The organism is Eudoraea sp., assembly GCF_039969275.1.
In the GTDB taxonomy this organism is placed as follows: domain Bacteria; phylum Bacteroidota; class Bacteroidia; order Flavobacteriales; family Flavobacteriaceae; genus Eudoraea.
Window position 1 is genome coordinate 241,737 of record NZ_JBDVOC010000014.1, and the last position, 25,106, is coordinate 266,842.

The following is a 25,106-nucleotide window of genomic DNA, read 5'->3' on the forward strand; positions in this document are numbered from 1 at the left end:
TACCATCTGGAAGACTGAATTATGAAAGAGCTCATTTAATTCTTGAAAAAATGCAATAGACTTAATGTAGAACTATCGTGTTTGACAATATCTGAATTGTTAATGTCTGTCAATATTCTGGAAGCCAGTTGCTTTCCTAATTCCACGCCCCATTGATCAAAACTGAATATATTCCAAACAATCCCCTGTACGAATATTTTGTGTTCATACATGGCGATTAACATTCCTAAAGTTTTGGGGGTAAGTTTATCTATCAATAAAGTATTGGTAGGTTTATTTCCTTCAAAAGTTTTGAAAGGAAGTAGCGCTTCGATTTCATCTTCAGGCATTTCTTTAGCTTCTAATTCCTGTCTGACCTCATTAGCAGTTTTGCCATTCATTAGTGCCTCGGTCTGAGCAAAAAAATTGGCCATCAATTTATTGTGATGATCCGAATCTCCATGCAGTGAATGCTTAAAACCAATGAAATCTGCAGGAATTAATTTTGTGCCCTGATGTATTAATTGAAAAAAAGCATGCTGTGCATTTGTTCCTGGTTCACCCCAAATAATTGTTCCCGTCTGATAATCAGCAAAATTCCCGTCACGGTCCACACTCTTGCCATTACTCTCCATCATACCTTGCTGTAAATAGGCAGAAAATCTATTTAGGTATTGGGAATACGGAATAATGGCCTCTGTTTCCGATTCGTAGAAATTATTGTACCAAATGCTTAAAAGGGCAAGAATAACAGGAATATTTTCATCAAAATTGGCAGTCTTAAAATGGGTGTCCATTTCATTTGCTCCGGCCAAAAGAGCTTCAAAATTCTCATATCCTATAGCTAACGAAATAGACAAGCCTACAGCACTCCACAGAGAAAATCTTCCTCCTACCCAATCCCACATGGGAAATACATTTTCATCACTTATTCCAAATTCGCTTATCTTTTTAGTATTTGTAGAAACGGCTGCAAAATGTTTTGCGACATCTCTTTGTGTAGCAGATTTTAAGAACCATTTTCTAATTGTATTAGCGTTACTAAGTGTTTCCTGGGTAGTAAAAGTTTTGGAAACTATAATGAACAGAGTAGTCTCCGGATCCAGTTCTTTTAATGTCTCATGGACATGATCTCCATCTACATTACTAACAAAATGAGTCCGTAAGTGATTTTTATAATATTTTAAAGCCTCCGTGACCATTAAGGGTCCCAAGTCAGATCCTCCAATACCTATATTTACGATATCTGTAAACGCTTTCCCCGTATGCCCTTTCCTTTCTCCTTTTATTACATCTTCTGAGAATTGACGTAGCTGGTCTTTTACCTGATAAACTTCAGGGATAATATTAACCCCTGATACCATTGTCGTATCTGTTTCTTTTGCTCTAAGGGCTGTATGAAGTACGGATCTGCCTTCAGTTTGGTTAATAAGGTCGCCATTGAATACCTTTTCAATAGCATCTTTTAAATTTACTTCTTCTGCAAGTTGCATTAAAAGTGATAAGGTTTCATCAGTTATTCTGTTCTTGGAATAATCAACAATAAACTCCTGAAATCTTAATGTAAATTTTGTGGCGCGTTCCTTGTCGGCTGCAAAGAGGTCCTTGAGTTGTAAGCTTTTTGTTTCCTTAAAGTTCTCTCCAAGCAGTTTCCAGGCTGCAGTGGTTGTTGGGTTAGTGTTCAGTAATGGCATTGAGTTAGTTAAGTGTTAGCAATTCTTCATCAGGTTTTTTCGGAAATTCAATACAGTCTAATTGGGTTTTTTGAGGACTAATAAATTTGAAATAATCTGTTCTTACCTCTTCAGGAAGAGGTTCTGCGGCAGGAAGTTTTTCCCTAAACGGATCAACCTGACGGCCATTTTTCCAAAAGCGATAACACACGTGCGGGCCTCCAGTATTACCTGTCATGCCAACCCATCCAATTACATCTCCCTGTCTGACAAATTCTCCTCTCTTTACTTTCTGCTTTCTCATGTGGAGGTATTGAGTACTATAGGTGCCGTTATGCCTAATTTTTACATATTTTCCATTACCTCCCTTTCTTGTAGATTCAGTTACAGTACCATCGGCAGTTGACATTATAGGGGTGCCTACAGGTGCAGCATAATCAGTACCTCGGTGTGGTCTTACTTTATATCCATAGTAGCGAATTTTTCTCTTTAGATTATAACGGGATGAAATTCTACTAAATTTAACCGGAGCCCTTAAAAAAGTCCTTCTAAGATTATTTGCCTCATCGTCAAAGTAATCAATTATATTTTTAAGGGAATCAGATTCATAGGCGAAAGCATACAAAGGTGTGCCATTATGCTCAAAGTAGGCTGATTCAATAGGTTCGGCTCCCGCATAAATAGTATCATTGATATATTTTTCCTTATAGATAACCTTAAATTTATCTCCCTTTTGCAATCGAAAGAAATCTATGGTCCAGGCATAAATTTCAGAGAGGTCATTGGTAACATTGTAATCTATTCCCTGATCCAAAATTGCCTCAGAAAGTGAAGTCTCAATTATTCCTGCCGCTTCTTTTTGAACATATTTTACTCGCTTACGATCTTTATAAGCCAGAACGGAGTCGCGAAAGTCAACAACAGTATAGTTTATAAGGTCGTTCTGGTAAATAAAAACCTGAGCCGCTTGTGTGGTGTCTTTAGATTTGAGAATAAGATAAGGTTTGCCTACTCTAATTTTGCGAACATCAAAAGTATCTCTATATTCTTCAGATAGTTTAGCAATTTTAGGATAGTTCACTTTATTTTGAATCATCAATTCCCCAAAACTATCTCCGCGTTTTACCGTATCCCTTACGACTAAGAAGTCTTCAAGATTAAATCCGTACTGTTTATCAGAGGTTAATTCATTTGAGATTGCGATATCTTCAACCTCATTAACTTCTTTGTCGGTTTGAACTTGCTTGCAGGAAATAAATATACTAATTAATAAAAATGTGCCCCAATATTTATACATGGTCAGTTTTCAATTTTTTCTGGGTTAAAGATATGGTCCACCCACTGCTTTCCCCAATTATTTAACTCTTGTTTTGAATACAAATTTGGAAAAAATACAACCTTTTGAAAACTTGGAGGCAAATATTCCTTCCAATTAGTCCCCCCAGTGGCCTCAATTGAAGTGTTCTCTTTGTTTAGATATCTATGGGCTGATCCCAAATGCATCAAAGGCCAATTTATGTTTGCATTTATGTCCATTATTTTTAACGCCTCAATAAGCACTTTATTATGCTTACTCTCTTCTGGTAAATTTAAATATTTGTGATATATAGTATTGTTTTTCAACTGTTTGGCAATTCGAATAAATCTGGGAGTATATCTATATTCAAATTGTTTAAGGGTTAGGGTCTTTCCCCCTGTTTTCTTATCAGTCGCTCCTTTTTTCCAGTAGATTTGTTCATATAATTCTTCAATCCCATTTTTTTTTGAAAAATCTTTCCTTTTTGAGGGAAACACTAAGTGTTCAAGGGGCGTTGCATAAATTTCTATGGTTCTATATTGAGCAGATTGAAATCCACTTGAAGGCAACAATGCCATTCTATATTGAAGGAATTGTTCACGTTCCATCCCATGAATCATAATACTAAAGGAAGAAATTAATGCTTTATAATAATTATTAATGCGATTCAATTTTTCAATAAAGAAATCCACATTTTGAGATTTATCATCTACAATTTGTTTTTCTTCATGAAGTATTAACTTAAAATATAGTTCTGTGATTTGATGATACATGATAAATATTTCCTCATCGGGGAAATGTGTACGGGGAACCTGTAAACTCAAAAGTGTATCGAGGTGAATATAATCCCAGTAGGTGAGGTAACGTTGGTACAATAAACCATCTAAGTAAGAGCTTAAATCCTGACCTGAATCCTTATATTTTTCTTCTAGCTTTAATATTTGGGATTCTAAGCGCTCCTTATTTTTCATATTTGTTTAGTCCATTATTATTTTGAACTGGTACTTTAAACCATTGAACCCATCCAAATCTGCAGAAATTGCTCCCACAGCGAGATTCGCTTTAATCCTTATTGGTATTTTGTTCGAATCATTTGACACCCATAAAGCTAAACTTTCCTGTTCTTTAAAAACGCGTCCAGATTGCACCAAAGGTTTAAATTTAAGGCATTCTACTTTACCAAATTTTGTTTTAAGTATTTCTTTACCTAAATATTTCAGTCTAAACTTATATATACCGTCATCGTCATAAAGAAGTTTAAGTTCTAAAGCCTCTCCTAAGACCAAATCATCAAATTCATAGTTATTTCTTAAATAATAAAATGCTGAAATAAGATCCTGAACACTGTCCTTTAAGGTAAAATTAAGTTTTTTATCGTTCTTTTTATCATTTAGAACCGCTACTTCTTTTTCGTGGTCAAAATTTATTTCAACATCCTTTGTGTAGCCCCCTTCATTTAGCTTTCTGACAAACCGGTAAGGTTTGCCGTCTACTTTGTCAAAATAGCTTTCATAGGTATCATCAACTTTAAAAAAAATACTTGCAAAACCAGTTGTTTTTCCTCTGCCCACTACATGATATACCGGAATACTGTCTATCATATTATTTTTCAAGTGCAATGTGGCATAACTTGCGTTTAAAAAGCCATAGTGCACCCTGAATTTCAGCCATTCTCCCGGTTTGAATGCCGAGGGCAGAGAAACTTCCTTAACCAAGTTATCGTCGTAATTTTTGTAGGACTCAACAACATCAAACTGCCCTGCTAGTGACAGGGTTATAGCGGCAAAAAATAGAACAATGATCTTTTTCATATCTAATTTTCAATTCAAAATTATTAAAAAATGAGGATAAATAATTTTAATTTACAATTACATAAACAAAATTTATTCCAAAGTATTGTATTCTATATATCATTCAGTCTATCCAGTTTATATATAGGCTAAAGAAAATACCTGTCAATTTTATCTGTTTGAATGAGGTACTGGACATAAAACCGACATATAAGTAGATTCATCTTTTACTTCAATTTAATTCAAAAAAAAGCCCCGATTAAGAATCAGGGCTTTTCCTAAATAACCAACCAAACTTTAAATTATGAAAAACCAATACTTAAAGTTATAAGGGAACCACCCCTTATGTCTTCCAAATTTACTTAATAACTATTTCCCTTGAAAATCTTTTAACTTACTTTAACTAGGCTATTAACAATACTTTATAAAAGCAAGTCAAATTTTGACAAAATCTTAAGAAAAATACATTAAAGTGTGCCTCTGGAAGCTTGTTCTCTTTCAATAGCCTCAAAAAGTGCCTTAAAATTACCTTTGCCAAAAGACTTAGCCCCTTTTCTCTGAATAATTTCTATAAACATTGTGGGTCGGTCCAAAACGGGTTTCGTAAAAATTTGAAGCAAATATCCCTCATCGTCCCTGTCAATGAGAATACCCAGTTCCCGCAAAGGCGCAAGATCCTCATCAATTTCTCCCACTCTATCCAGTACATCTTCATAATAACTGGAGGGAACTGTCAAAAATTCAACGCCTCTATCCCTGAGAGATGTGACGGTATTTATAATATTATCAGTCGCCATTGCCATATGCTGAACTCCTGCCCCGTTATAAAATTGAATATACTCTTCTATTTGAGATTTCTTTTTGCCTTCTGCCGGTTCGTTAATTGGAAATTTTATCCTGCCATTGCCATTACTCATCACCTTGCTCATTAATGCGGTATAATCAGTTGAGATGTCCTTATCATCAAATGAAATCAATTGTGCAAACCCCATAACTTTAGCATAAAATTCGCACCATTTATTCATTTCATTCCATCCTACATTACCAACCATATGATCTATATACCTGAGCCCAACATCGGTAGGTTTGTAATACGGGTCCCATTTAATATATCCAGGCATAAAAACCCCACTATATTGACCTCTTTCTACAAATACGTGAACAGTTTCCCCATATGTGTGTATTGCGGACAAAATAATTGAACCATTATCATCTTTAAGTTCTTTAGGCTCAAAATAACTCTCTGCACCTCTACTGGTAGTTTCTTTATAACTTTGAGTAGCATCATCTACCCACAACGCAATAGCTTTTACTCCATCCCCATGGGATTCCACATGTTTGTTTATTTCGCCTCCCGGAACAAGAGATGATGTAAGTACAAGCCTTATTTTATCTTGTTCTATCACATAAGAAACTCGGTCCTTAAGTCCAGTTTCCAAACCCGCGTATGCCAAAGGTTGAAAGCCCCAGGCAGACATATAGTAGTAAGCCGCCTGCTTGGCATTACCCACATAGAGTTCTACATGGTCTGTGCCCAATAGAGGTAAAAAATCTTCAGCGTCGGGATTTTCCTTTGGCAATCTTAATGATGTTTTATCTAATATTTCCATGATTCCTTTTTGAATTGATTAGTAACTAAAAGTATTTTGGGAAAGCTTAATTCCCGCCAGAGTTCCGGTGTATTTACCACATTGCCCTAAGATGGGCAGAAATATCAATTCTGTTTTCCAACATTATGTCTTTTGAACCCTACAAATATCGGAAAAAACTGGCAATTTCAGCTAAAAACAAAACGCATTTCCAGCCGAAGGAAAGTTCTTTATAAATCTAAAACCAATAACCAATGCTGACGAAAAAATTACCATCACTTATTTCAGGAGTCCAGGAATACATTACCTGCACCGGGCCTATAAAAGATTCCCAACCATAAGACAATGCATAGCCTGAAAAATCAGGCAGGGTAAACCATTCCCCTGTTCTGAAAAGATCATCTTCAACATTAGCGAAATTAGCAGAAAACATAGCGTGATGCTTTTTAATAAACTCAAAATCCAACCGCCCGTATGCCTTAACATAACTATTTCCGGGTAAACTCAGAAAATCATACCCAACAAAAGGTGTAAAATTATTTATAAGATCATTTCCATAGCCTCCTAAAACAAAATCTAAAGCCTTCACTTCAGAACTACCTAGTTTAAATCCACCTTCAGTTGCGAGGTTCACAGAAAGTTTTCCCACTATAGGGAAAGCTCCCCCAAATTTTGCCTGGGCAATAGAGAACTCTTTGAAATTATCATTAAAATCTGAGGAAAATAAATACAAATGGAAATCCCCATTAAAATACAGCCCTTTAGAGGGAAAGTATCTGTCATTATATGTATCCAGTATTAGTTTGCCATAAGCACTAAAATAATTGCTGTTTTCAAAATATAGTCGCTCGTTCCCTTCAGGAGGTGAAACAATACTATCCAGGTTGCTATAAGTACGGGTGCTATACTTTAGCAGTTTATGTTCCGCGCCTATTATAAAAGCAAATTCCTCTTTAAAAACAGTCTGGAGATACAGCTGATTTGTGAAATCTGATACATTCAGATTTATTTCATTTATCCCTGCAACATTTGCTACCCTAAAATTAGATCTAATTACATCTAAATCAATTTCATTATCAAAATCATTGAGTCGGGAATTTACCCCAAAGCTCCAGTAGGAACCCTTATCCAGATAGTACTGAAAATTATATCTTATGTTATCTCCAAGGGCAAAATCAATTGAAGCCACATCATCTTTCATGAACAAATTCTTTTTTGTAAGGTTTATTAGTGCGGCCGTTTTGTACAAATCATCATAATGCACACCTAGCCTTAAATAAGCCTTATTGGGGTTTTCCCTTAACTTAAGAATCAATTCTTCGCCTACCTCATCTGAGACCAGTTCATAACGAATTGAAGTGAAATTATTTGTAGCAGCAAGATTACTAACCCCTTGTTGTAGCTTTTGAAACGTAGTTTTGGCCGGTAAATCAATCCGCAATTTCCCCTTGACATATGCCCGGGAATAATTAATATTACCCTCTATGACTAATTTATTAATAAAAATGGAATCTTTGGGTTCTATATTCCTGGCATTTTTTCTAATACTTTTTTGTTTTGCCGCCAATTCCTTTAAGGCCTCGAGATGTTCAAGGGCAGCCAACTTACCGTTTTCTATAATGTTCTCTGCTAAATCAAAATCAATAACAGAAAAATCGTCCACATCGGGTCTAATATAAATATCCGTTTCATTGACCTTGGCTTTCATATCATTAATCGTCCGGAAATTATTAATCTGAAGTAATATATCCGTCGCTGATTTAAGAGATTCACGGTCTCTCAGACCATGCTGCACATCCACTCCAATAATAATATCGGCTCCTAGTTGCTTTACTTCCATTATTGGATAATTGTTTAATACCCCACCATCGATTAAAATCTGACCATCTACTTCTGCAGGTTCAAATAATGAAGGAAATGTCCCACTTGCCATAACAGCCTCAGGAAGATATCCTCTGTTAAGTAAGACCTCGGCACCGGTCTCCATATTTGTCGCGATGCAAAAAAAAGGGATAGGTAAGTTATTAAAATCCTTCACGTCCTTTACATGATATAGCAACCGTACGAGTTCATTGTAAATTTTTTGACCTCCTGAAATGGCCTTTGGGAACGATATTTTAAATTTATTAAAAGGAAGTGTAAGTGCATATCTTTCAGAATCTTCTTTTTCATAAAAAGTCTTTGCACCCCTTGGAAGATTGTCCTGAATAAGATCACTAAAATCAGCTTCTCTAAAAATGGAATCCAGTTCATTTGCAGAATATCCCGAGGCATACAATGAGCCCACAATGGCTCCCATGCTCGTGCCCCCAATATAATCAATAGTTATACCAGCTTCTTCAATTACCTTTAGGGCGCCTATATGAGCCATCCCCTTTGCCCCTCCACCACTAAGAACTAAGCCTACTTTTACTGGCTGATCTGGCTCAATTAACTGCGCATGACTAACTCCGAAACATAGAACAAACGTAAGAATCAAAGTCAATTTTTGCATCAGGTTAAGATATGGGATTAATGGAAGTTTTCATAAATTTTCTTTGCCATAGCATGTCCAACAGTTTTTGAAAGATCCTCAATTGAAGCTTTCTTTATTCTATTGACAGATTTAAAGTTTTTGAGCAACTCTTCTGCCGTTTTCTTACCCACTCCTTTAATATGTTCCAATTCAGAATCAATAGCGGCTTTACTTCTTTTATTTCTGTGAAAAGTAATCCCGAATCTATGAGCTTCATTTCTCAATTGTTGAATTATCTTTAGGGATTCAGATTTTTTGTCGAGATATAAGGGTATTGAATCATTCGGAAAATAAATTTCTTCGAGTCTTTTCGCTATCCCAATAATTGCTATTTTGCCTCTAAGACCCAATAAATCGAGGCTCTTTACTGCGGAAGACAGTTGACCTTTACCTCCGTCGATCACTATAAGTTGTGGTAGCCCCAAATCTTCCTCTAATAATCTTTTATAGCGCCTGTGCACCACCTCTTCCATAGATTTATAATCATCAGGGCCATCTACAGTCTTAATATTAAAATGCCTGTACTCTTTTTTATTCGGTTTTCCATTTCTGAAAACCACACATGCAGCAACGGGATTACTTCCCTGTATATTTGAATTGTCAAAACATTCTATATGTCTTGGCTCTTCAGTAAGGCGAAGATCTGTCTTCATCTGTGCCATAATCCGGTTTGTGTGTCTGTCCGGATCTGTAATTTTTACTTGTTTAAATCTTTCCTGCCTGTAATACTTCGAATTTCTTTCAGACAACTCCAAGAGCTTCTTTTTATCGCCTAATTTAGGAACCGTGATTTTTAAATCATCGCCTACAGCACATGAAAATGGAAGGAAAAGACTTTTGGATTGAGAGTTAAAACGCTGTCGAATTTCAATAATCGCCAATTGCAAAAGCTCTTTATCGGATTCTTCCAATTTCTTTTTTATTTCCATGGTGTGTGACCTCACTATGGACCCGTGGGAAAGTTGAAGGAAATTTACATAGGCAAATGCATCATCAGAAATAATGCTGAATACATCAACATTGTTTATTTTGGGGTTTACTATAGTAGATTTAACCTGATAATTTTCCAGGACTTCAATTTTATCCTTGACGCGTTGTGCTTCTTCAAATTGCATCTCCTTCGCAAGTGTCTTCATTTGCGTTTTAAAATAGTGAATGGATGACTTAAAATTACCTTTGACTATCTCTCTTATATCATCTATCTGTTTATGATACTCTTCAGAATTTTGAAGTCCTTCACATGGGCCTTTGCAATTTCCAAGATGGTATTCCAGGCATAATTTATATTTTCCGGCATTTATTTTTTCAGGGGACAAATCATAATTACAAGTCCTCAAAGGATATACACTTTTTATAAGTTCAAGTAAAATTTTTACGGTTTTCATACTGGTATAAGGACCATAATATTCGGAACCATCCTTTATTAGCTTTCGAGTGGGAAATATTCTTGGAAAGCGCTCATTTTTGATACAAATCCATGGGTAGGATTTATCATCCTTCAGCAGTACATTATACCTTGGCTGATATTTTTTTATCAGGTTATTCTCCAGAAGTAATGCATCGGACTCAGTTTTTACAACAATATGTTTTAAGGAATCAATTTTCTTTACCATTACACGAGTCTTTCCATACTCATGCGTCTTATGAAAATAAGAAGAAACCCTTTTTTTAAGATTCTTTGCCTTACCTACATACAATATTTTACCATCCGCATCATAGAATTGATACACTCCCGGACTGTCAGGTAATGTGCTCAGTTTAATCTCTAATGGTATTTCGGGCATAAATTTGTGTCCAGAATGGTTCTCTTCAATACAAAGGTAAGTTACAATTCAATTATTATAAACCGCGTAACCCTTTTGTTAAGATTGACATCACAAGGACCAAAATTGATAATTTATTAATGACTACTATTGACAACTAATTGCAACAAAAAATAATCATATCTCATGCTGTAATATAATCATTTGAATATCAGTTTTTTAACTTCATATACTTAAGGATCTTGCATTATTTAATAGTAGCCAATATGTTAAGAGAATTGTAAATATTGTGCATTTCATCGATTAAAATGTGCTCTTTATAGGATAACTGACATATTTTTCTTTATATTTAACCAGAAAATTTATTTACTGCATGGAAAATTATGTCATCACTTTAGGTATGTACCTCATTTTGATGCTATTTTTTAAAATATATTTTGCTGTTGCTGCAAAAGATTAGGTTTTTTAAAATAGTTCCCCAAACTAGCTACAGGTTTAATCGGTGTTTATGCTAAAAAAAGAGCTTCGATTAAACTACCTTCAATTTAGAAATGGATTGTCTTCAGAAACAATTTCGAACTACAGTTTAGAAATTGCAAACAGGGTATTGGAATTACCTGTATGGACGTTCGATTTTTATCACCTTTTTTTATCAATTGCAGAGAAAAATGAAATTGATACCGGTTTCATTATGTCTATTCTACAGGGAAAAGATAAAAATATTGTACTCCCAAAAGTGTTTGATGATACTAATCTGGTTCATTATTTACTTACGGATAATACTATTTTAAGAAAAAACAAATGGAACATTCCGGAACCCGTGGATGGATTAGAGGTAACTCCGCTTAAAATAGATGTTGTATTTATCCCCCTTTTGGCATTTGACAAACTTGGATACAGAGTGGGTTATGGCAAAGGATTCTACGATAAGTTTCTAAAGGAATGCCGTGAAGATGTGATTAAAATTGGTCTTTCCTTATTTAAGCCAGTGGAACAAATTAGTGATACGCAAAAACATGATATTCCAATGGATTACTGTGTTACTCCTGAGAAAGTCTATGTTTTTTAAGTTGCTTTTTTTTCAAAAGCCTTTTTGTTAAATACGATTAATATCCCTACCCCAGTGCTAATGGCTGTATCGGCCACATTGAACACCGGTTCAAAAAATCGAAAATTATCACCTCCAATCCAAGGAACCCATTCCGGCCAATTCGCATCAATTAGTGGAAAATAGAGCATATCAACTACTTTACCATAAAATAAGCTCCCATATGGTTCTTCAGAAAATAGTGTCGCCAACTGGTTGTAACTGTCGTTGAAAAGTATCCCATAGAATAAAGAATCTAGAATATTTCCAAGTGCTCCGGCAAAAATCAGGGAAACAGCAGTAATAAGAGTTGCCGTTGTTTTCTTCTTAATAATGTCGTAAAGCCAATATCCAATTCCGACAATTGCAAAAAGGCGAAAAACAGTGAGAACCAATTTACCGATTTTGTCTGATATCGGTAAAATATCACTTAATTTGGCGCCCCAGGCGGCTCCCTCGTTCTCAATAAAAAGAATTCTAAACCAGGAAAAAACTTCCGTTGATTCTCCTAGTTCAAAATGGGTTTTTATATATATTTTACTAAGCTGATCTACAAGTAAAACAAGCACTATAATCAGCATTGACCTCTTAATATTCATTCTTTTTCAAAATAGATTTGGCTAAAATAGGGATTATTACACCAACAAAAGGCCAGGATATTCAATTAAAACAAACCAATGGAAAATATGAATTGATATTCTTCATAAGAATACTCCAGCGTTCAAACAGATTACATAAAATTTCTGCTGGAATTGGTAAGAAAAGCTATCGCACAATAGAATACGCGTCGTGAATCAAAAGCAATATAAATTCACTTTAAAATTAATAAACAGTGGATAAAAGTATCTTACCTCTCTATTTTTGCATGTTTTTAGCCTCAATGCTAAGCGTAGCATGAGGTACAAGCTTAAGCCGTTCTTTGTTTATAAGCTTCCCGGTTACCCTGCAAATACCATAGGTCTTATTTTCTATCCTAAGCAAAGCATTTTTAAGATCCCGAATAAATTTTTCCTGCCGTATAGCTAATTGAGTGTTGGCTTCTTTACTCATTGTTTCTGAACCTTCTTCGAATGCCTTGAAAGTTGGAGAGGTATCATCAGTACCATTATTCCCATCATTCATGTAGGAACTCCTGAGTAATTCGAGATGGCTTTGAGCTTTCTCTATCTTTTCTTCTATAAGTACCTTGAATCCTTCTAATTCTTTATCGGTATACCTTACTTTTAAATCTTGTCCCATAATTTTAGTGTTTTTGGATAGACAATTTTGTATTTACATCATCAAAGGAAATGGCCACGCCATCTTCCATTTGTTCTTCAAAATTAAGTTCAGAGGTTAAGGTTTCGTTCTTTATATAACTAATATTACTCTTAACTGCTTTTTCGACTAAACCGTCCTTTAATATTCTAATATCTATTTTATCTGTTACATCAAAACCAGAATCTTTTCTCAGATTTTGAATTCTATTTACAAGTTCCCGAGCTATCCCCTCTTGTTTTAACTCCTCATCAATGGTGATATCCAATGCCACTGTTAGAGTACCCGAACTGGCGACCAGCCAACCTTCTATATCCTGAGAAGAAATCTCTACATCCTGTAACTGTAATATAATAAATTTATTATCTATTTCAAGTGAAATTTTGCCTTCATGTTCAATTTTTTGGATATCATTCTGATCCAGCTTATTAACCGCGGCACTTATCAGTTTCATGTCTTTACCAAACCTAGGGCCCAGTACTTTGAAATTGGGCTTAATACGTTTCACCAATATCCCAGAAGCGTCATCCAAAAGTTTAATTTCTTTTACATTAACTTCGGTTTTAATCAAATCTGCCACGGCTTCAATTTCAGAGCGCTGTTTTTCATCCAAAACGGGGATCATAATTTTTTGCAAAGGTTGGCGCACCTTAATCTTTTCCTTCTGACGAATAGATAAAACAAGAGAAGATATGGTTTGTGCTTTTTGCATCTTACTTTCCAATTCCTTATTTACAAAATAAGAATTATATTCCGGAAAGTCAGATAAATGAACACTGTCAAAATGATCTATCCCTGTGGTTCTGGTCAAATCTATAAACAGCCTGTCCATAAAGAAAGGTGCAATTGGCGCAGAGAGTTTAGCGATAGTAACCAAACAAGTATATAGTGTCTGATAAGCAGATATTTTGTCTTCCTGATAATCCCCTTTCCAGAACCTTCTCCTGCTCAAACGAACATACCAATTACTGAGGTTTTCCTGTACATAATCTGCTATGGCCCGGGCAGCTTTTGTAGGTTCATAATTATCATAAGCCTCATCCACTCTTTTTATCAGGGTATGTAACTCTGATAAAATCCATTGATCAATTTCCGGGCGATTTTCCAAAAGTATTTCCTTTTCAGAATAATTAAATTCATCAATATTGGCATACAGAGAAAAGAATGAATAGGTATTGTATAGTGTTCCGAAAAATTTTCTTTTTACTTCCGCAATCCCCTCGGTATCGAACTTAAGGTTATCCCATGGGTTGGCGTTTGAAATGAGATACCAACGTGTGGCATCTGGTCCATATTCTTTTATAGTCATCCATGGGTCTGCAGCATTTCCAAGGCGCTTGGACATTTTTTTTCCTTCCTTGTCAAGCACCAGCCCATTGGAGACCACATTTTTATAGGCCACGGAATCAAAAACCATTGTCGCAATGGCATGCAATGTATAAAACCAACCTCTGGTCTGGTCAACACCTTCTGCTATAAAATCTGCCGGAAAAGTTTCCCACTTATCAATAAGTTCTTTATTTTCAAAAGGATAGTGCCATTGTGCATAGGGCATGGACCCACTGTCAAACCAAACATCAATAAGGTCATTTTCTCGCTTCATTGGTTTCCCTGAATCTGAAACCAGGACAATCTGATCTACTATATTTTTGTGAAGATCTATTTTATCATAGTTCTCTTCAGTCATATTTCCTACTTCAAAATCCCCGAATGCCTCAGATTCCATAAAACCTGCCTCAACAGATCTGGTCACCTCGCTTTTCAATTGTTCAACAGAACCTATGATGATTTCTTCCTTCCCATCTTCAGTTCTCCAAATAGGTAATGGTACTCCCCAAAATCTGGATCTTGAAAGATTCCAATCGTTTGCGCTCGCAAGCCAGTTACCAAATCTTCGCTCCCCTGTGGCTTTAGGCTTCCAATTGATGGTTTGGTTGAGTTCATACATGCGTTCTCTTACATCCGTAATTTTTATAAACCACGAATCCAAAGGATAATATAAAATTGGTTTATCTGTGCGCCAGCAATTAGGATAGCTATGTACGTATTTTTCAACCTTAAATGCTTTGTTCTCTTCTTTAAGTCTAATGGCAATTTCGACATCAACAGAGCGTTCCGGAGCTTCCCCATCTTCGTAGTATTCATTTTTGACATATTTGCCTGCCAGATCTCCCATTTCTTTTCGAAATCTGCCTTGTAAATCCACCAGCGGGACAGCATTCCCATTTTCATCCAATACCAACATAGGAGGCACAGGTGGGTCTGCCTTTTGTGCCACCTGCATATCGTCTGCGCCAAAAGTGGGTGCAGTATGCACTATCCCTGTACCATCTTCCGTAGTAACAAAATCCCCTGCTATAACTCTGAAGGCATTTTCAGAATTACTGTAAGGTTTTGCATAATCTATTAGCTGCTCATATTTTATTCCTAATAATTCTTCACCTTTACAGGATCCGTTTACGTAATAAGGTATTTTTTTTTCTTCCTGAGAAAAAGATAACAGTTCTTCCTCATTATCAACCTCTATAAATTTACCTGAAAATTGCTGGCCTACGAGGTTTTTTGCCAAGATGACAGTAATAGGTTTAAAAGTATATTGATTGTATGTTTTTACCCATACGTATTCAATTTTTGGCCCGATAGACAGCGCTGTATTTGATGGAAGTGTCCAGGGTGTAGTAGTCCAGGCAAGAAAATAAAGTTCGTCTTTAAACGGCTCCAGAAATTGAGGCAATGAACTATTTATAATTTTAAATTGAGCGGTCACCGTTGTGTCGGTTATGTCCTGATAAGTTCCGGGCATATTCAATTCATGAGAACTTAAACCTGTACCTGCTTTTGGCGAATAGGGCTGAATTGTGTATCCTTTATAAATAAGTCCTTTATCGTAAATCTGTTTTAACAGCCACCAAACAGTTTCCATGTACTTGGGCTTGTAGGTAATATAAGGGTCATCCATATCCACCCAATACCCCATTTTTTCCGTAAGATCATTCCAGGCATCTGTATAGCGCATTACTGCTTTTTTACATGCCTCATTGTATTCTTCTACGGAAATCTTTACCCCAATATCCTCTTTGGTTATTCCCAGCTCTTTTTCCACTCCCAGTTCAATAGGCAGACCATGTGTATCCCAGCCTGCTTTTCGTTTTACCTGAAAACCTTTCATGGTTTTATATCTGGGAAATAAATCTTTGATTGTCCGGGAAATTACATGATGAATACCGGGCATCCCATTTGCTGAGGGCGGGCCTTCATAAAATACATAGCTGTCCTGCCCTTCTCTTGTGGTAATACTTTTTTCAAATATATTCTGGGCTTTCCAAAATTGAAGCATTTCTTCCCCAACCTCAGATAAATCTAACCCCTTATATTCCGCAAACTTCATACAAACAGTTTCCTTTGATATAAATTAAGGCTGCAAAATTAATGAATTAGAATGAAATTATGGGTCTTTCACAAAAATGTCCTTATGTGATAATTGCAGTAGATATTTTCGGTATTAGCAGCGGCCCTAAAATCAATAACCACAACATATTCGAGATAAAGAGGCAAGATCATGAAACAGTTGGCTAATTAACTAATGTGCTTTTTTTAAAGATCAAAAACGAAAACTCAAGCCCAGAATAAAATTAATTCCTGTCGCTGCAATTCCGGATGAATAGGATCGATATCTCTGATTGGTAAAATTCTCAATAGCAAATGTTAGTTTTAAAGGATTGGCAATTTGATACTGAGATCTTAAATTTAAGGTGTACCATGAAGGCGAATAAGGATTTCCATCTGCGTCTTTAGCGTAGATATAGCTCTTATTTATTTCAGAAATCGCAAGGTCGTTAAATGATATTTGACCATTGTAATTCAGGAAAAGATCTGTTTTCAACCTTTGGTTCCTCCAAATGAGGTGAAAATCGCCGAAAGTTGGTGGTACGTGCCTAGCTGGAGTGTCATTGCCATTTTCGTCCTCTTCTTTTCCTTCGGTTAAAGTGAGATTAGATAAGATGGATACATTATCTGAAAGAAATGCCTCCAAACCAAACTCGAAGCCATACACATATGCATTGGAAGCATTCTGTATAGCCTGTACATTACTTAATTCCCCATTATATATGATTTCTTCTTCCCCGTTAAACAGATAATCCCTGCGAACCAGAGCATCTACCAGATAAGTATAATAAGCCGCACCTTTTAGCACTACTTTATCCTTAAAATTCTTCTGCACTCCAAATTCCGCGTTATAGGCATATTCAGGTTTCAAAAAGGGATTTGGTACTACAACAGACCCCGGTTCAGAATCAAATACCTTACCTATGTCATCAATATTTGGAGCTCTAAAACCTGTCGCCCCGTTAAGTGTGAACTGTAAGTCTGCTTTTGGAAACCAGCTAAATCCTATGTTTGCTGTCAATGCTCCATTATTTAAATCTGAATTATCAAAAGGAAAAGGATAAAAAGTTGTATCAAAATCTGCGTTGATCCAGACATGGCTGTAGCGAATACCTGCCAACCAGGTGAAATTTGGTTTAGCTTTCAATTCACTATTCACATAAGCTGCCAGAGTCTGCCAGGTAGAACCATCGGGATATCTGGACTGGGCGGCTTCAACAAATCCGGTTTCAATATTGGCTTGTCTCCCAACAGACCCCACTTCATTAAAAATATATTCAGCTCCGTAATACAATCTTAAATTTCCAATTTTTTTATTTTCAAAATCAACATTTAAGGAAAGTGCATCTATATTTTCATTTGTTGTATAGCGTATAGAATCCTGAAATCGTCTGTCATTTCTGCTTTCCTTAAAATTTTGAAAAGCCGTTGTAATTCTTAATCCATCATAAAACTTTCCCCTACCCTTTTTATAGACCTGTAAATTTCCCATAAACCACTTTTGTGGTCCGTAAAACCATTCTGCGGAACGTAATCCGGCTCCACTACTGCTTGGTCTTATTAATCTGTCGTATCTGGAATAATCTGAAGTACTAGAATAAAACAGTCCTAAATCATAACTCCAATTATTATTTGGCCTGTAGGATATCTTTTGCATAAGGTTAATCTGATCATACCCTGTTGGGATTTGGATACGGGGATTTTCATTTTCAACCAATACATCGAGTCCATTCAATCGTTTTACATATTGTTTTCTGAGATAAGAATCCGGACCATGTTGACCCATTTTTAGATCATTGAAATTATTATACGAAGCACTGGTTAAAAAAGCCCATTTATCCAACCCCAGGTTTATATCGAAATGCCCTGTATTTTCATCATTCCCCGAAGCATATCGATAGTTCATATTTCCGGAAATATCTAAACTATCAGTGGTCGAAAATCGTGGCTTATTGGTAATGAAATTCATTACTCCCCCAATGGCATCACTTCCGTATATTACGGAACCAGGTCCAAAAACAACCTCGGTATTCTTAACAGTAAAAGGGTCTATGGATATTATATTCTGAATATTTCCACCCCTAAAAATGGCATTATTCATACGCACCCCATCAACTGATAACACAAGTCTGTTTGTTGCAAAACCCCTGATCATAGGACTTCCACCACCCAACTGGCTTTTCTGGACAAAAATTTTCCCGCTGTTTTGTAAAAGATCTGCTGAAGTCTGAGGATTTGTAAATGCTATTGCTTGTGCGTTAATGGAAACTATTTTTTGCGGTATGTCCTTTTTTTGCTGTTCCCATTTGGAAATAGACATCACCACTTCATCCAGTTGTTCGCGCTTTAGACTAAGATAAACCTTTCCGCCCCTTTTAATTAGTAGTTCCTTGGTGGATCTTTTGGTTTGATAACTAAGGTGCCTTAACGTAATACGTTCATTCCTGTTAAAAACAGAAATATCACATTTTCCATCAAAATCCGACAGGACAGTCTTTGACTTATCATTGTTGTAAAGCACTGCATTTACTACTGGTTCCTGTGTTTCCACATCAAGAATCGTTATTTCCTGACCAGATATAACGTTAATAAAAAGAAGTGTAATAAGAAAAATTCCCCTATGCATTTTAGCTAAAAACTTCGTTCAAAATAGCGAGTGATCTGGGTTTTTTAAATCCGTGCAAATGTACTTCAAAATAGAGTACAAGGGATTGTAATAGTTCTTGCCTGGTTTTTTTGCCCATCCCGACCGTATGAATTGCATCAAAATTTATGCCCAAAAATACTTTAAAGAGATCAAGGGCTTCCTCTTTAAGAATTGGATTTATACCCGGGAACTCAATAAACGCACCTTCCACCAGATCAAAATACGGGTAATTTATTTTCCCGGTGTCTGGATAAAACCCCAAATATTTTGATAATCCCAACAGAAAAAACAAATGAAAATTGCTTATGTTATCGTGTGTGTCCAGCCATTGAAGTGATGCTTCCAGAAAATGGAATAAGTCTTTATTTTGTTCTTCTTCAAAAATGCTATTGGCCAGCATTTCCGCCAAAAATAAGATCATTGCATTTTTAGCAATGTCGGTATGTACAGTTTGGTACGGATAATTGACTTTAGCGTCAATAAGTCGCTCCAGGGTCCCCTTGTTTTTGTGATTCACAACAATTTCCAGTTGCGTTAAGGGTTGAAAGTAGGCGGTTTTCAATTTACCTTTTTTGGAGGCTAAGATTCCTTTGAGCAGATACGATTTTAATCCATCTGAGTATGTAAATGCTTTTACAATTAAACTTGTATCTCCATACTTTAAAGAAGATAGAATTAAAGCTTTAGTGGTAATTTGCATCTATTGCGCTTAGAGTAAAGCAAAGATAGGTTGAATTACAATAAAATAAGATTGGCAATTACAGGAACCGAGCTTTCAATTTTGCGAAAGATTTAGTTTCAATAATTGCCAATCCTCTAATTATTATTTAGATCACACCTTGTGCGAGCATGGCATCTGCAACCTTAACAAAGCCGGCAATATTAGCCCCTTTTACATAATTGCAATATCCATCATCTTCTATTCCATATTCAATACAGGAATCGTGAATATCTTCCATAATTCCGCGTAACCTTTCATCTACTTCCTCTCTTGTCCAACTAATTCTTAATGAATTCTGAGACATCTCCAAACCAGAAGTGGCTACTCCACCGGCATTAGAAGCTTTACCAGGTGCAAATAAGACTTTTCCATCATGAAAAGCGTGGATTGCGTCAGGAGTAGAAGGCATATTAGCCCCTTCAGCAATACAAATACAGCCATTGGTTATTAATGCTTTAGCATCATTTCCGTCCAGTTCATTTTGAGTAGCACATGGCAGGGCAATATCACATTTCACTGACCATGGGCGTTTGCCTTCATGATATGTTGCAGATTTATACTTTTTCACATATTCAGATATTCTCCCGCGTTTGTTATTCTTGAGATCCATAACAAAGTCCAATTTTTCATTGTCAACCCCATCCTTATCATAAATAAATCCTCCAGAATCAGATAATGTTAAAACTTTTCCGCCCAATTGTAAAATCTTTTCTGCTGCGTATTGAGCAACATTTCCAGATCCTGAAACAACGACCGTTTTTCCTTTAATTTCCTCATTCTTTGTCTTTAACATGCTCTGGGCAAAATATACAGTGCCATATCCGGTTGCCTCAGGACGAATTTTAGATCCACCCCATGATAACCCCTTGCCTGTAAGAACACCGGTAAACTCATTTCTTATTTTCTTATACATCCCAAAAAGGAATCCAATTTCCCTTGCTCCTACTCCAATATCCCCCGCCGGAACATCTGTATTAGGTCCTATATGCCTGGATAATTCTGTCATAAAAGCATGGCAAAACCGCATAACTTCATCGTCAGATTTTCCTTTAGGATCAAAATCTGAACCTCCTTTACCTCCTCCCATTGGAAGTGTAGTTAAACTATTTTTGAATACCTGTTCAAAAGCCAGAAATTTAAGAATACTCGCATTAACTGATGGATGAAAACGAAGTCCTCCTTTATAAGGCCCTATTGCCGAATTCATTTGTATGCGATAACCTCGGTTTACATGTATCTCACCTTCATCATCTACCCAAGAAACTCTAAAGGAAATCAACCGCTCCGGTTCCACCATTCTTAACAAGATGTTTTTACCGTAATAGATTTCATGTTGGACTATGTAAGGAATTACTGTATCTGCTACTTCCTGTACGGCCTGTATGAACTCCGGTTCATGACCATTTCGGGTCCTTACCTCGTCCATAAATGCTTCGATATTTGTATTCATATTAAAATTGATTAGCTAAGATTATTATTGAATTAAAAATTCAACCGCAAAATTATATCTTTTCTGCAATTAAAAGTAGCTTTTTTTAAAAATATGATAAAAATTATCCGATTGCCTGTTCCAGGTCAGAAATAAGATCCTGAACATCTTCAATTCCTACACTAAGTCGAATAAGTGAATCAACTACCCCGCTTTTTTCCCGTTCTTTTTTAGGAATGCTGGCATGGGTCATACTTGCCGGGTGACCCGCTAAACTCTCCACCCCTCCTAATGATTCTGCAAGTGTGAAAACCTTTAGCTTTTCTACTATTGCAATGGCATCCTTAAAACTACTCCCTTTGGGGACAAAAGATATCATTCCACCATATGCTTTCATTTGTTTTGTGGCAACTTCATGATTGGGATGATCCTTAAAGCCGGGCCAGTATACTTTTTCAATTTTAGGATGCGTAAGCAAATATTCGGCTATATGTTTCCCGTTTTCACAGTGCCGCTGCATTCTTACATGTAATGTTTTAATTCCTCTAAGCACTAAAAAACTATCCATAGGGCCACATACGGCGCCACTGGCATTCTGAATAAAATATAATTTCTCTGCTAATACCTTATCCTTCACAACTAACGCTCCAACGACCACGTCGCTGTGCCCGCCCAGATATTTAGTAGCAGAATGCATGACTATGTCTGCCCCTAAATCGAGAGGCTGTTGCAAATATGGTGTTGCGAAAGTGTTATCTACCGCCATAAGCAACTTATTACTTTTGGCCAATTCTGAAACCGCCTTAAGGTCAATAACATTCATCATTGGATTTGTTGGAGTCTCAACCCAAATTAGTTTTGTGTTTGGGTTGATTAATTCAGCAATCTTAGATACTTCCTGCATACCTATGAAGTGAAATTTGATTCCATACTTTTCAAAGATCTGTCGGAAAAGACGATAGCTTCCACCGTAAAGATCATTAGTTGATATCACTTCATCACCTGGCCCCAAAAGTTTAATAACTGCATCCATGGCTGCTAATCCACTGGCAAATGCCAATCCGAAATTCCCGTTTTCAATACTGGCAAGCGCATTTTCCAATGCACTCCTTGTTGGGTTGGCACTACGGGAATATTCATACCCCATATGCTCACCCGGACTCGTTTGAGCATAGGTAGATGTCTGATAAATAGGGGGCATCACAGCACCATAAGCCTTATCAGGTTTTTGTCCCCCATGTATTACCTTGCTATTAAATCTCAATTCTTTTTCACTCATACTAATAATTTATGTACACAAATGTATTGTTATCTTTTGGAGAAACCAATGAATCGTTAGTTTTGCAATAGATCCAAATTCAACTCAATGACGCGTATTGTAACCTACCTTTTTTTTCTAGTCCTTATTGTTAGCTGTCAGGACAGCGGTAATATTACATTTGAAGCCTTAACTCTTGCCAGTACTAAATGTAAGGAATGTCCGGAGGTTTCCATTGAAATACCTCATGCATTAGGTAATAACAAACTGGCCAAATCTATTAATCTCACTTTACAGGAAGAAGTTATTTCTAAATTAACTTTTGAAGATGAAATTAATGATGAGACTATTCAGGAAGCCATTGAGTCATTTACGAATGGCTATTTTGAATTAAAAAAGATCTATCCTGATGAAACTATTGGATGGAAGGCAAAAATAAATGGGATGGTTACCTATGAAGATAATGAACTCCTAACTATTGAACTGCAATCTTATTTGTTTACCGGTGGAGCTCATGGTTATGGATCAACAAATTTTTTAAATTTTAGTAAAAAAAGAGGGAAGGAAATGGATGACTGGGAGTTATTCGAAGATAAGGAAGGGTTTGAAAGGTACGCTGAAACCCAATTTAGATTACAACAAGATATTCCGGTAAATAAGCCCATCAATAGTACTGGTTTTATGTTTGAGCAAGACCATTTTTATTTACCTGAAAATATTGGTTTTACAGAGAAAGGGCTCAAACTATTGTATAATCAATATGAAGTGGCTTCCTATGCCGATGGGCCTATAGAACTCACACTTCCTTATAAGGATATCCAACAATTTTTATCAGGGAACATCAAAACCTAGAACGCCCCTTCTTTTAATAGAATTTTTTCCAAAGAAAGTATAACTCCAAGGTGCAAACCTTCATGATATAGATTATACGCCAATGCGTCTTCAATATTGCGCAATATGACCTTTGTACTGGTCTTATATTCATTGAACTCCTTGAATACCCCATTTTCATAATCTTCCTGGGCCCATTCTGCCGTGGAAAGCAAAAAAGCGCCAATATGATCTATCTCTTCATCTGTAGGACTAATATCGGGTAAGGTCCCTTTTCTGAATTTTTGAACTAGAGAATCATCAATGCGTGCAGGGAGATTGCTAAATTTGTAAACAAGTATTTGTTGGGTCGCAACAACATGAGCTATATTCCACCAAATATTATTGCGATAGCCTTCCGGAATTTCAAATAGAAGTTCATGAGGAGTACGTTTTAATATTTTGTATAGTATCTTCCTGTTTTGAATTGTAATGTCAAATATTTTTTCCAATGTGTGCCTATTTTACAATTAGTAACAATACCGTAATAAATAATAAAAATAGCATATTCATTTTAACTAATTAGCAGTAGTTATTATAATTTTGAATTCAATAAAAAATAGTCATGAAGAAAATTTATTACTTAAGTAGTTGTGATACATGTAAACGTATATTAAATGAACTGAAACCTCTTGGCGATATTGAACTTCAGGATATTAAATCAGATCAAATTACACCTGAACAGCTGAAGGCAATGCGAAATTTAGCAGGTAGTTATGAAGCCTTGTTTAGCAGAAGGGCACGCCTGTTTAGCGAACGCCAATTAAAAGACCAGCAACTTGAAGAAAAGGACTATCAGGCACTGATATTGGAACATTACACATTCTTAAAGAGGCCTGTTATTTTGGTTAACAATCAAATATTTATTGGGAATAGCAAAAAGGTAATTACTGCTGCCAAAGAAACTATTCATTCTTGAGTAAGCGAAATCTCGCCATATTAGCCGCACTGGGCGCTACAACAATTTATGGATTAAACCATACTATTGCCAAAGGGGTAATGCCAATGTATATTACGCCTTTCGGTTTTATAATGCTTAGGGTATTAGGAGCCACCATTTTGTTTTGGAGTATTTCTTTTTTAGGGCCTAAAGAAAGAATCGAATGGAAGGACTGGGGCAGGGTAATACTGTGTTCGCTTTTTGGCATGGCAATTAATATGCTGGCATTTTTTAAAGGTTTAGATTTATCAACTCCCATAAATAGCGCAGTTCTTGTAACCACCACCCCAATCATAGTAGTTATTTTATCTTTTTTTTTAATTAAAGAAAAAATTAGGACGCACAAAATCGTCGGTATAGTGATTGGTCTTACAGGTGCCCTTTTTCTAGTTCTTTATGGCAATGAAATTAGACAAGACGCATCAAATATTCCTTTAGGCAATACCCTCTTTTTGTTGAACGCTTTATTTTTTGGGCTATATCTCATTCTTGTAAAAAAGTTGCTTGAAAAATACCATCCAATTACACTTTTAAAGTGGATGTTTCTGATTGGTATCCTTTATAATTTACCAATTGCCCTTCCAGAATTTTTAGAAGTTTCATGGTCAACCCTGCCATTTGAAGCGATATGGAAAATGGCATTTGTGGTGATTGGGACTACTTTTTGCGCTTATCTGTTTAATGTATTTGCATTAACTCAATTAAAAGCATCTACCGTAAGTGCATTTGTATATGTACAACCTGTAATTGGGATTCTTTTTGCCGTTCTAAGTGGCAGAGACAAACTCACCACCGTAAAAATAGCTGCAGCATGTTTGGTTTTGTTAGGAGTTTATCTGGTAAGCAAAAAGCCAAAACCAGGGAAAATAACAGATTAAGGAACTGTTTCTAAGGCATAACCAAG

The 25,106-nt window shown here is 36.1% G+C and carries 19 protein-coding genes; 4 read left to right on the plus strand and 15 right to left on the minus strand.

Annotation, left to right across the window (positions count from 1 at the left end; translation table 11 throughout):
* Positions 1-35: 35 nt before the first annotated feature.
* From pgi to uvrC, 7 genes are all read right to left on the minus strand, one after another.
* Positions 36-1,673: a glucose-6-phosphate isomerase gene (gene pgi / locus ABJH90_RS13225; RefSeq protein ID WP_348141314.1), complete on the minus strand. Its 1,638-nt coding sequence runs from the start codon at positions 1,671-1,673 to the stop codon at positions 36-38.
* Positions 1,674-1,677: 4 nt separating this feature from the next.
* Positions 1,678-2,949: a peptidoglycan DD-metalloendopeptidase family protein gene (locus ABJH90_RS13230; protein ID WP_348141312.1), complete on the minus strand. Its 1,272-nt coding sequence runs from the start codon at positions 2,947-2,949 to the stop codon at positions 1,678-1,680.
* Between the two features lie 2 nt (positions 2,950-2,951).
* Complete coding sequence (locus ABJH90_RS13235; RefSeq protein WP_348141310.1) at positions 2,952-3,920, minus strand: tryptophan 2,3-dioxygenase family protein; 969 nt, start codon at positions 3,918-3,920, stop codon at positions 2,952-2,954.
* Positions 3,921-3,926: 6 nt separating this feature from the next.
* The gene (locus tag ABJH90_RS13240; RefSeq protein WP_348141308.1) at positions 3,927-4,760 is read right to left on the minus strand and encodes a DUF3108 domain-containing protein; all 834 of its coding nucleotides are present in this window, start codon (positions 4,758-4,760) and stop codon (positions 3,927-3,929) included.
* A 446-nt stretch (positions 4,761-5,206) separates the two neighbouring features.
* Positions 5,207-6,349, minus strand: a complete 1,143-nt coding sequence (gene hppD, locus ABJH90_RS13245) for a 4-hydroxyphenylpyruvate dioxygenase (protein ID WP_348141306.1) — start codon at positions 6,347-6,349, stop codon at positions 5,207-5,209.
* 217 nt (positions 6,350-6,566) lie between these two features.
* Positions 6,567-8,822, minus strand: a complete 2,256-nt coding sequence (locus ABJH90_RS13250) for a patatin-like phospholipase family protein (RefSeq protein WP_348141304.1) — start codon at positions 8,820-8,822, stop codon at positions 6,567-6,569.
* Positions 8,823-8,839: 17 nt separating this feature from the next.
* Positions 8,840-10,627 carry an excinuclease ABC subunit UvrC gene (uvrC, locus tag ABJH90_RS13255; RefSeq protein WP_348141302.1) on the minus strand — a complete coding sequence of 596 codons (1,788 nt, stop codon included), beginning with the start codon at positions 10,625-10,627 and terminating at the stop codon, positions 8,840-8,842.
* A 487-nt stretch (positions 10,628-11,114) separates the two neighbouring features.
* On the opposite strand from uvrC, the gene ABJH90_RS13260 reads away from it, so the two are divergent.
* Entirely contained in the window at positions 11,115-11,675 is a 561-nt protein-coding gene (locus ABJH90_RS13260; protein WP_348141300.1) for a 5-formyltetrahydrofolate cyclo-ligase, read from the plus strand.
* Here the strand turns inward: ABJH90_RS13260 and ABJH90_RS13265 are convergent.
* The 7 genes from ABJH90_RS13265 to ABJH90_RS13295 form a co-directional block, all read right to left on the minus strand.
* Positions 11,672-12,292 carry a lipoprotein signal peptidase gene (locus ABJH90_RS13265; protein WP_348141298.1) on the minus strand — a complete coding sequence of 207 codons (621 nt, stop codon included), beginning with the start codon at positions 12,290-12,292 and terminating at the stop codon, positions 11,672-11,674. The two genes, ABJH90_RS13260 and ABJH90_RS13265, sit on opposite strands and share 4 nt — an antisense overlap.
* A 256-nt stretch (positions 12,293-12,548) precedes the next feature.
* Positions 12,549-12,932 carry a TraR/DksA C4-type zinc finger protein gene (locus ABJH90_RS13270; RefSeq protein WP_348141296.1) on the minus strand — a complete coding sequence of 128 codons (384 nt, stop codon included), beginning with the start codon at positions 12,930-12,932 and terminating at the stop codon, positions 12,549-12,551.
* 4 nt (positions 12,933-12,936) lie between these two features.
* Positions 12,937-16,338 carry an isoleucine--tRNA ligase gene (gene ileS / locus ABJH90_RS13275; protein WP_348141294.1) on the minus strand — a complete coding sequence of 1,134 codons (3,402 nt, stop codon included), beginning with the start codon at positions 16,336-16,338 and terminating at the stop codon, positions 12,937-12,939.
* A 213-nt stretch (positions 16,339-16,551) separates the two neighbouring features.
* Positions 16,552-18,963 carry a TonB-dependent receptor gene (locus tag ABJH90_RS13280; RefSeq protein WP_348141292.1) on the minus strand — a complete coding sequence of 804 codons (2,412 nt, stop codon included), beginning with the start codon at positions 18,961-18,963 and terminating at the stop codon, positions 16,552-16,554.
* Position 18,964: 1 nt separating this feature from the next.
* Complete coding sequence (recO, locus tag ABJH90_RS13285; protein WP_348141290.1) at positions 18,965-19,684, minus strand: DNA repair protein RecO; 720 nt, start codon at positions 19,682-19,684, stop codon at positions 18,965-18,967.
* A 127-nt stretch (positions 19,685-19,811) separates the two neighbouring features.
* Positions 19,812-21,155 carry an NADP-specific glutamate dehydrogenase gene (gdhA, locus tag ABJH90_RS13290; RefSeq protein WP_348141288.1) on the minus strand — a complete coding sequence of 448 codons (1,344 nt, stop codon included), beginning with the start codon at positions 21,153-21,155 and terminating at the stop codon, positions 19,812-19,814.
* 103 nt (positions 21,156-21,258) lie between these two features.
* Positions 21,259-22,413 carry a cystathionine gamma-synthase gene (locus ABJH90_RS13295; RefSeq protein ID WP_348141286.1) on the minus strand — a complete coding sequence of 385 codons (1,155 nt, stop codon included), beginning with the start codon at positions 22,411-22,413 and terminating at the stop codon, positions 21,259-21,261.
* An 87-nt stretch (positions 22,414-22,500) separates the two neighbouring features.
* Here ABJH90_RS13295 and ABJH90_RS13300 point away from each other — a divergent pair, with 87 nt between their 5' ends.
* Complete coding sequence (locus ABJH90_RS13300) at positions 22,501-23,244, plus strand: DUF3298 domain-containing protein (RefSeq protein WP_348141284.1); 744 nt, start codon at positions 22,501-22,503, stop codon at positions 23,242-23,244.
* On the opposite strand, the gene ABJH90_RS13305 is transcribed toward ABJH90_RS13300, so the two are convergent.
* On the minus strand, positions 23,241-23,714 hold the full coding sequence (locus ABJH90_RS13305; RefSeq protein WP_348141282.1) for a DinB family protein: 474 nt from the start codon (positions 23,712-23,714) through the stop codon (positions 23,241-23,243). The two genes, ABJH90_RS13300 and ABJH90_RS13305, sit on opposite strands and share 4 nt — an antisense overlap.
* A 113-nt stretch (positions 23,715-23,827) precedes the next feature.
* Between ABJH90_RS13305 and ABJH90_RS13310 the strand changes: the two genes are divergently transcribed.
* Together ABJH90_RS13310 and ABJH90_RS13315 are read left to right on the plus strand one after the other, a co-directional pair.
* Positions 23,828-24,181, plus strand: coding sequence for an ArsC/Spx/MgsR family protein (locus ABJH90_RS13310; protein WP_348141280.1), 354 nt, complete (start codon positions 23,828-23,830; stop codon positions 24,179-24,181).
* Positions 24,178-25,080: a DMT family transporter gene (locus tag ABJH90_RS13315; protein WP_348141278.1), complete on the plus strand. Its 903-nt coding sequence runs from the start codon at positions 24,178-24,180 to the stop codon at positions 25,078-25,080. Before ABJH90_RS13310 ends, ABJH90_RS13315 begins: the two co-directional genes overlap by 4 nt.
* Positions 25,081-25,106 lie beyond the last annotated feature (26 nt).

What these genes read in the sequence shown, in the direction of transcription:
- pgi (WP_348141314.1), bottom strand. Translation starts at nt 1,673, where the DNA reads ATGCCATTACTGAACACTAACCCAACAACCACTGCAGCCTGGAAACTG.
- ABJH90_RS13230 (WP_348141312.1), bottom strand. Translation starts at nt 2,949, where the DNA reads ATGTATAAATATTGGGGCACATTTTTATTAATTAGTATATTTATTTCC.
- ABJH90_RS13235 (WP_348141310.1), bottom strand. Translation starts at nt 3,920, where the DNA reads ATGAAAAATAAGGAGCGCTTAGAATCCCAAATATTAAAGCTAGAAGAA.
- ABJH90_RS13240 (WP_348141308.1), bottom strand. Translation starts at nt 4,760, where the DNA reads ATGAAAAAGATCATTGTTCTATTTTTTGCCGCTATAACCCTGTCACTA.
- hppD (WP_348141306.1), bottom strand. Translation starts at nt 6,349, where the DNA reads ATGGAAATATTAGATAAAACATCATTAAGATTGCCAAAGGAAAATCCC.
- ABJH90_RS13250 (WP_348141304.1), bottom strand. Translation starts at nt 8,822, where the DNA reads ATGCAAAAATTGACTTTGATTCTTACGTTTGTTCTATGTTTCGGAGTT.
- uvrC (WP_348141302.1), bottom strand. Translation starts at nt 10,627, where the DNA reads ATGCCCGAAATACCATTAGAGATTAAACTGAGCACATTACCTGACAGT.
- ABJH90_RS13260 (WP_348141300.1), top strand. Translation starts at nt 11,115, where the DNA reads ATGCTAAAAAAAGAGCTTCGATTAAACTACCTTCAATTTAGAAATGGA.
- ABJH90_RS13265 (WP_348141298.1), bottom strand. Translation starts at nt 12,292, where the DNA reads ATGAATATTAAGAGGTCAATGCTGATTATAGTGCTTGTTTTACTTGTA.
- ABJH90_RS13270 (WP_348141296.1), bottom strand. Translation starts at nt 12,932, where the DNA reads ATGGGACAAGATTTAAAAGTAAGGTATACCGATAAAGAATTAGAAGGA.
- ileS (WP_348141294.1), bottom strand. Translation starts at nt 16,338, where the DNA reads ATGAAGTTTGCGGAATATAAGGGGTTAGATTTATCTGAGGTTGGGGAA.
- ABJH90_RS13280 (WP_348141292.1), bottom strand. Translation starts at nt 18,963, where the DNA reads ATGCATAGGGGAATTTTTCTTATTACACTTCTTTTTATTAACGTTATA.
- recO (WP_348141290.1), bottom strand. Translation starts at nt 19,684, where the DNA reads ATGCAAATTACCACTAAAGCTTTAATTCTATCTTCTTTAAAGTATGGA.
- gdhA (WP_348141288.1), bottom strand. Translation starts at nt 21,155, where the DNA reads ATGAATACAAATATCGAAGCATTTATGGACGAGGTAAGGACCCGAAAT.
- ABJH90_RS13295 (WP_348141286.1), bottom strand. Translation starts at nt 22,413, where the DNA reads ATGAGTGAAAAAGAATTGAGATTTAATAGCAAGGTAATACATGGGGGA.
- ABJH90_RS13300 (WP_348141284.1), top strand. Translation starts at nt 22,501, where the DNA reads ATGACGCGTATTGTAACCTACCTTTTTTTTCTAGTCCTTATTGTTAGC.
- ABJH90_RS13310 (WP_348141280.1), top strand. Translation starts at nt 23,828, where the DNA reads ATGAAGAAAATTTATTACTTAAGTAGTTGTGATACATGTAAACGTATA.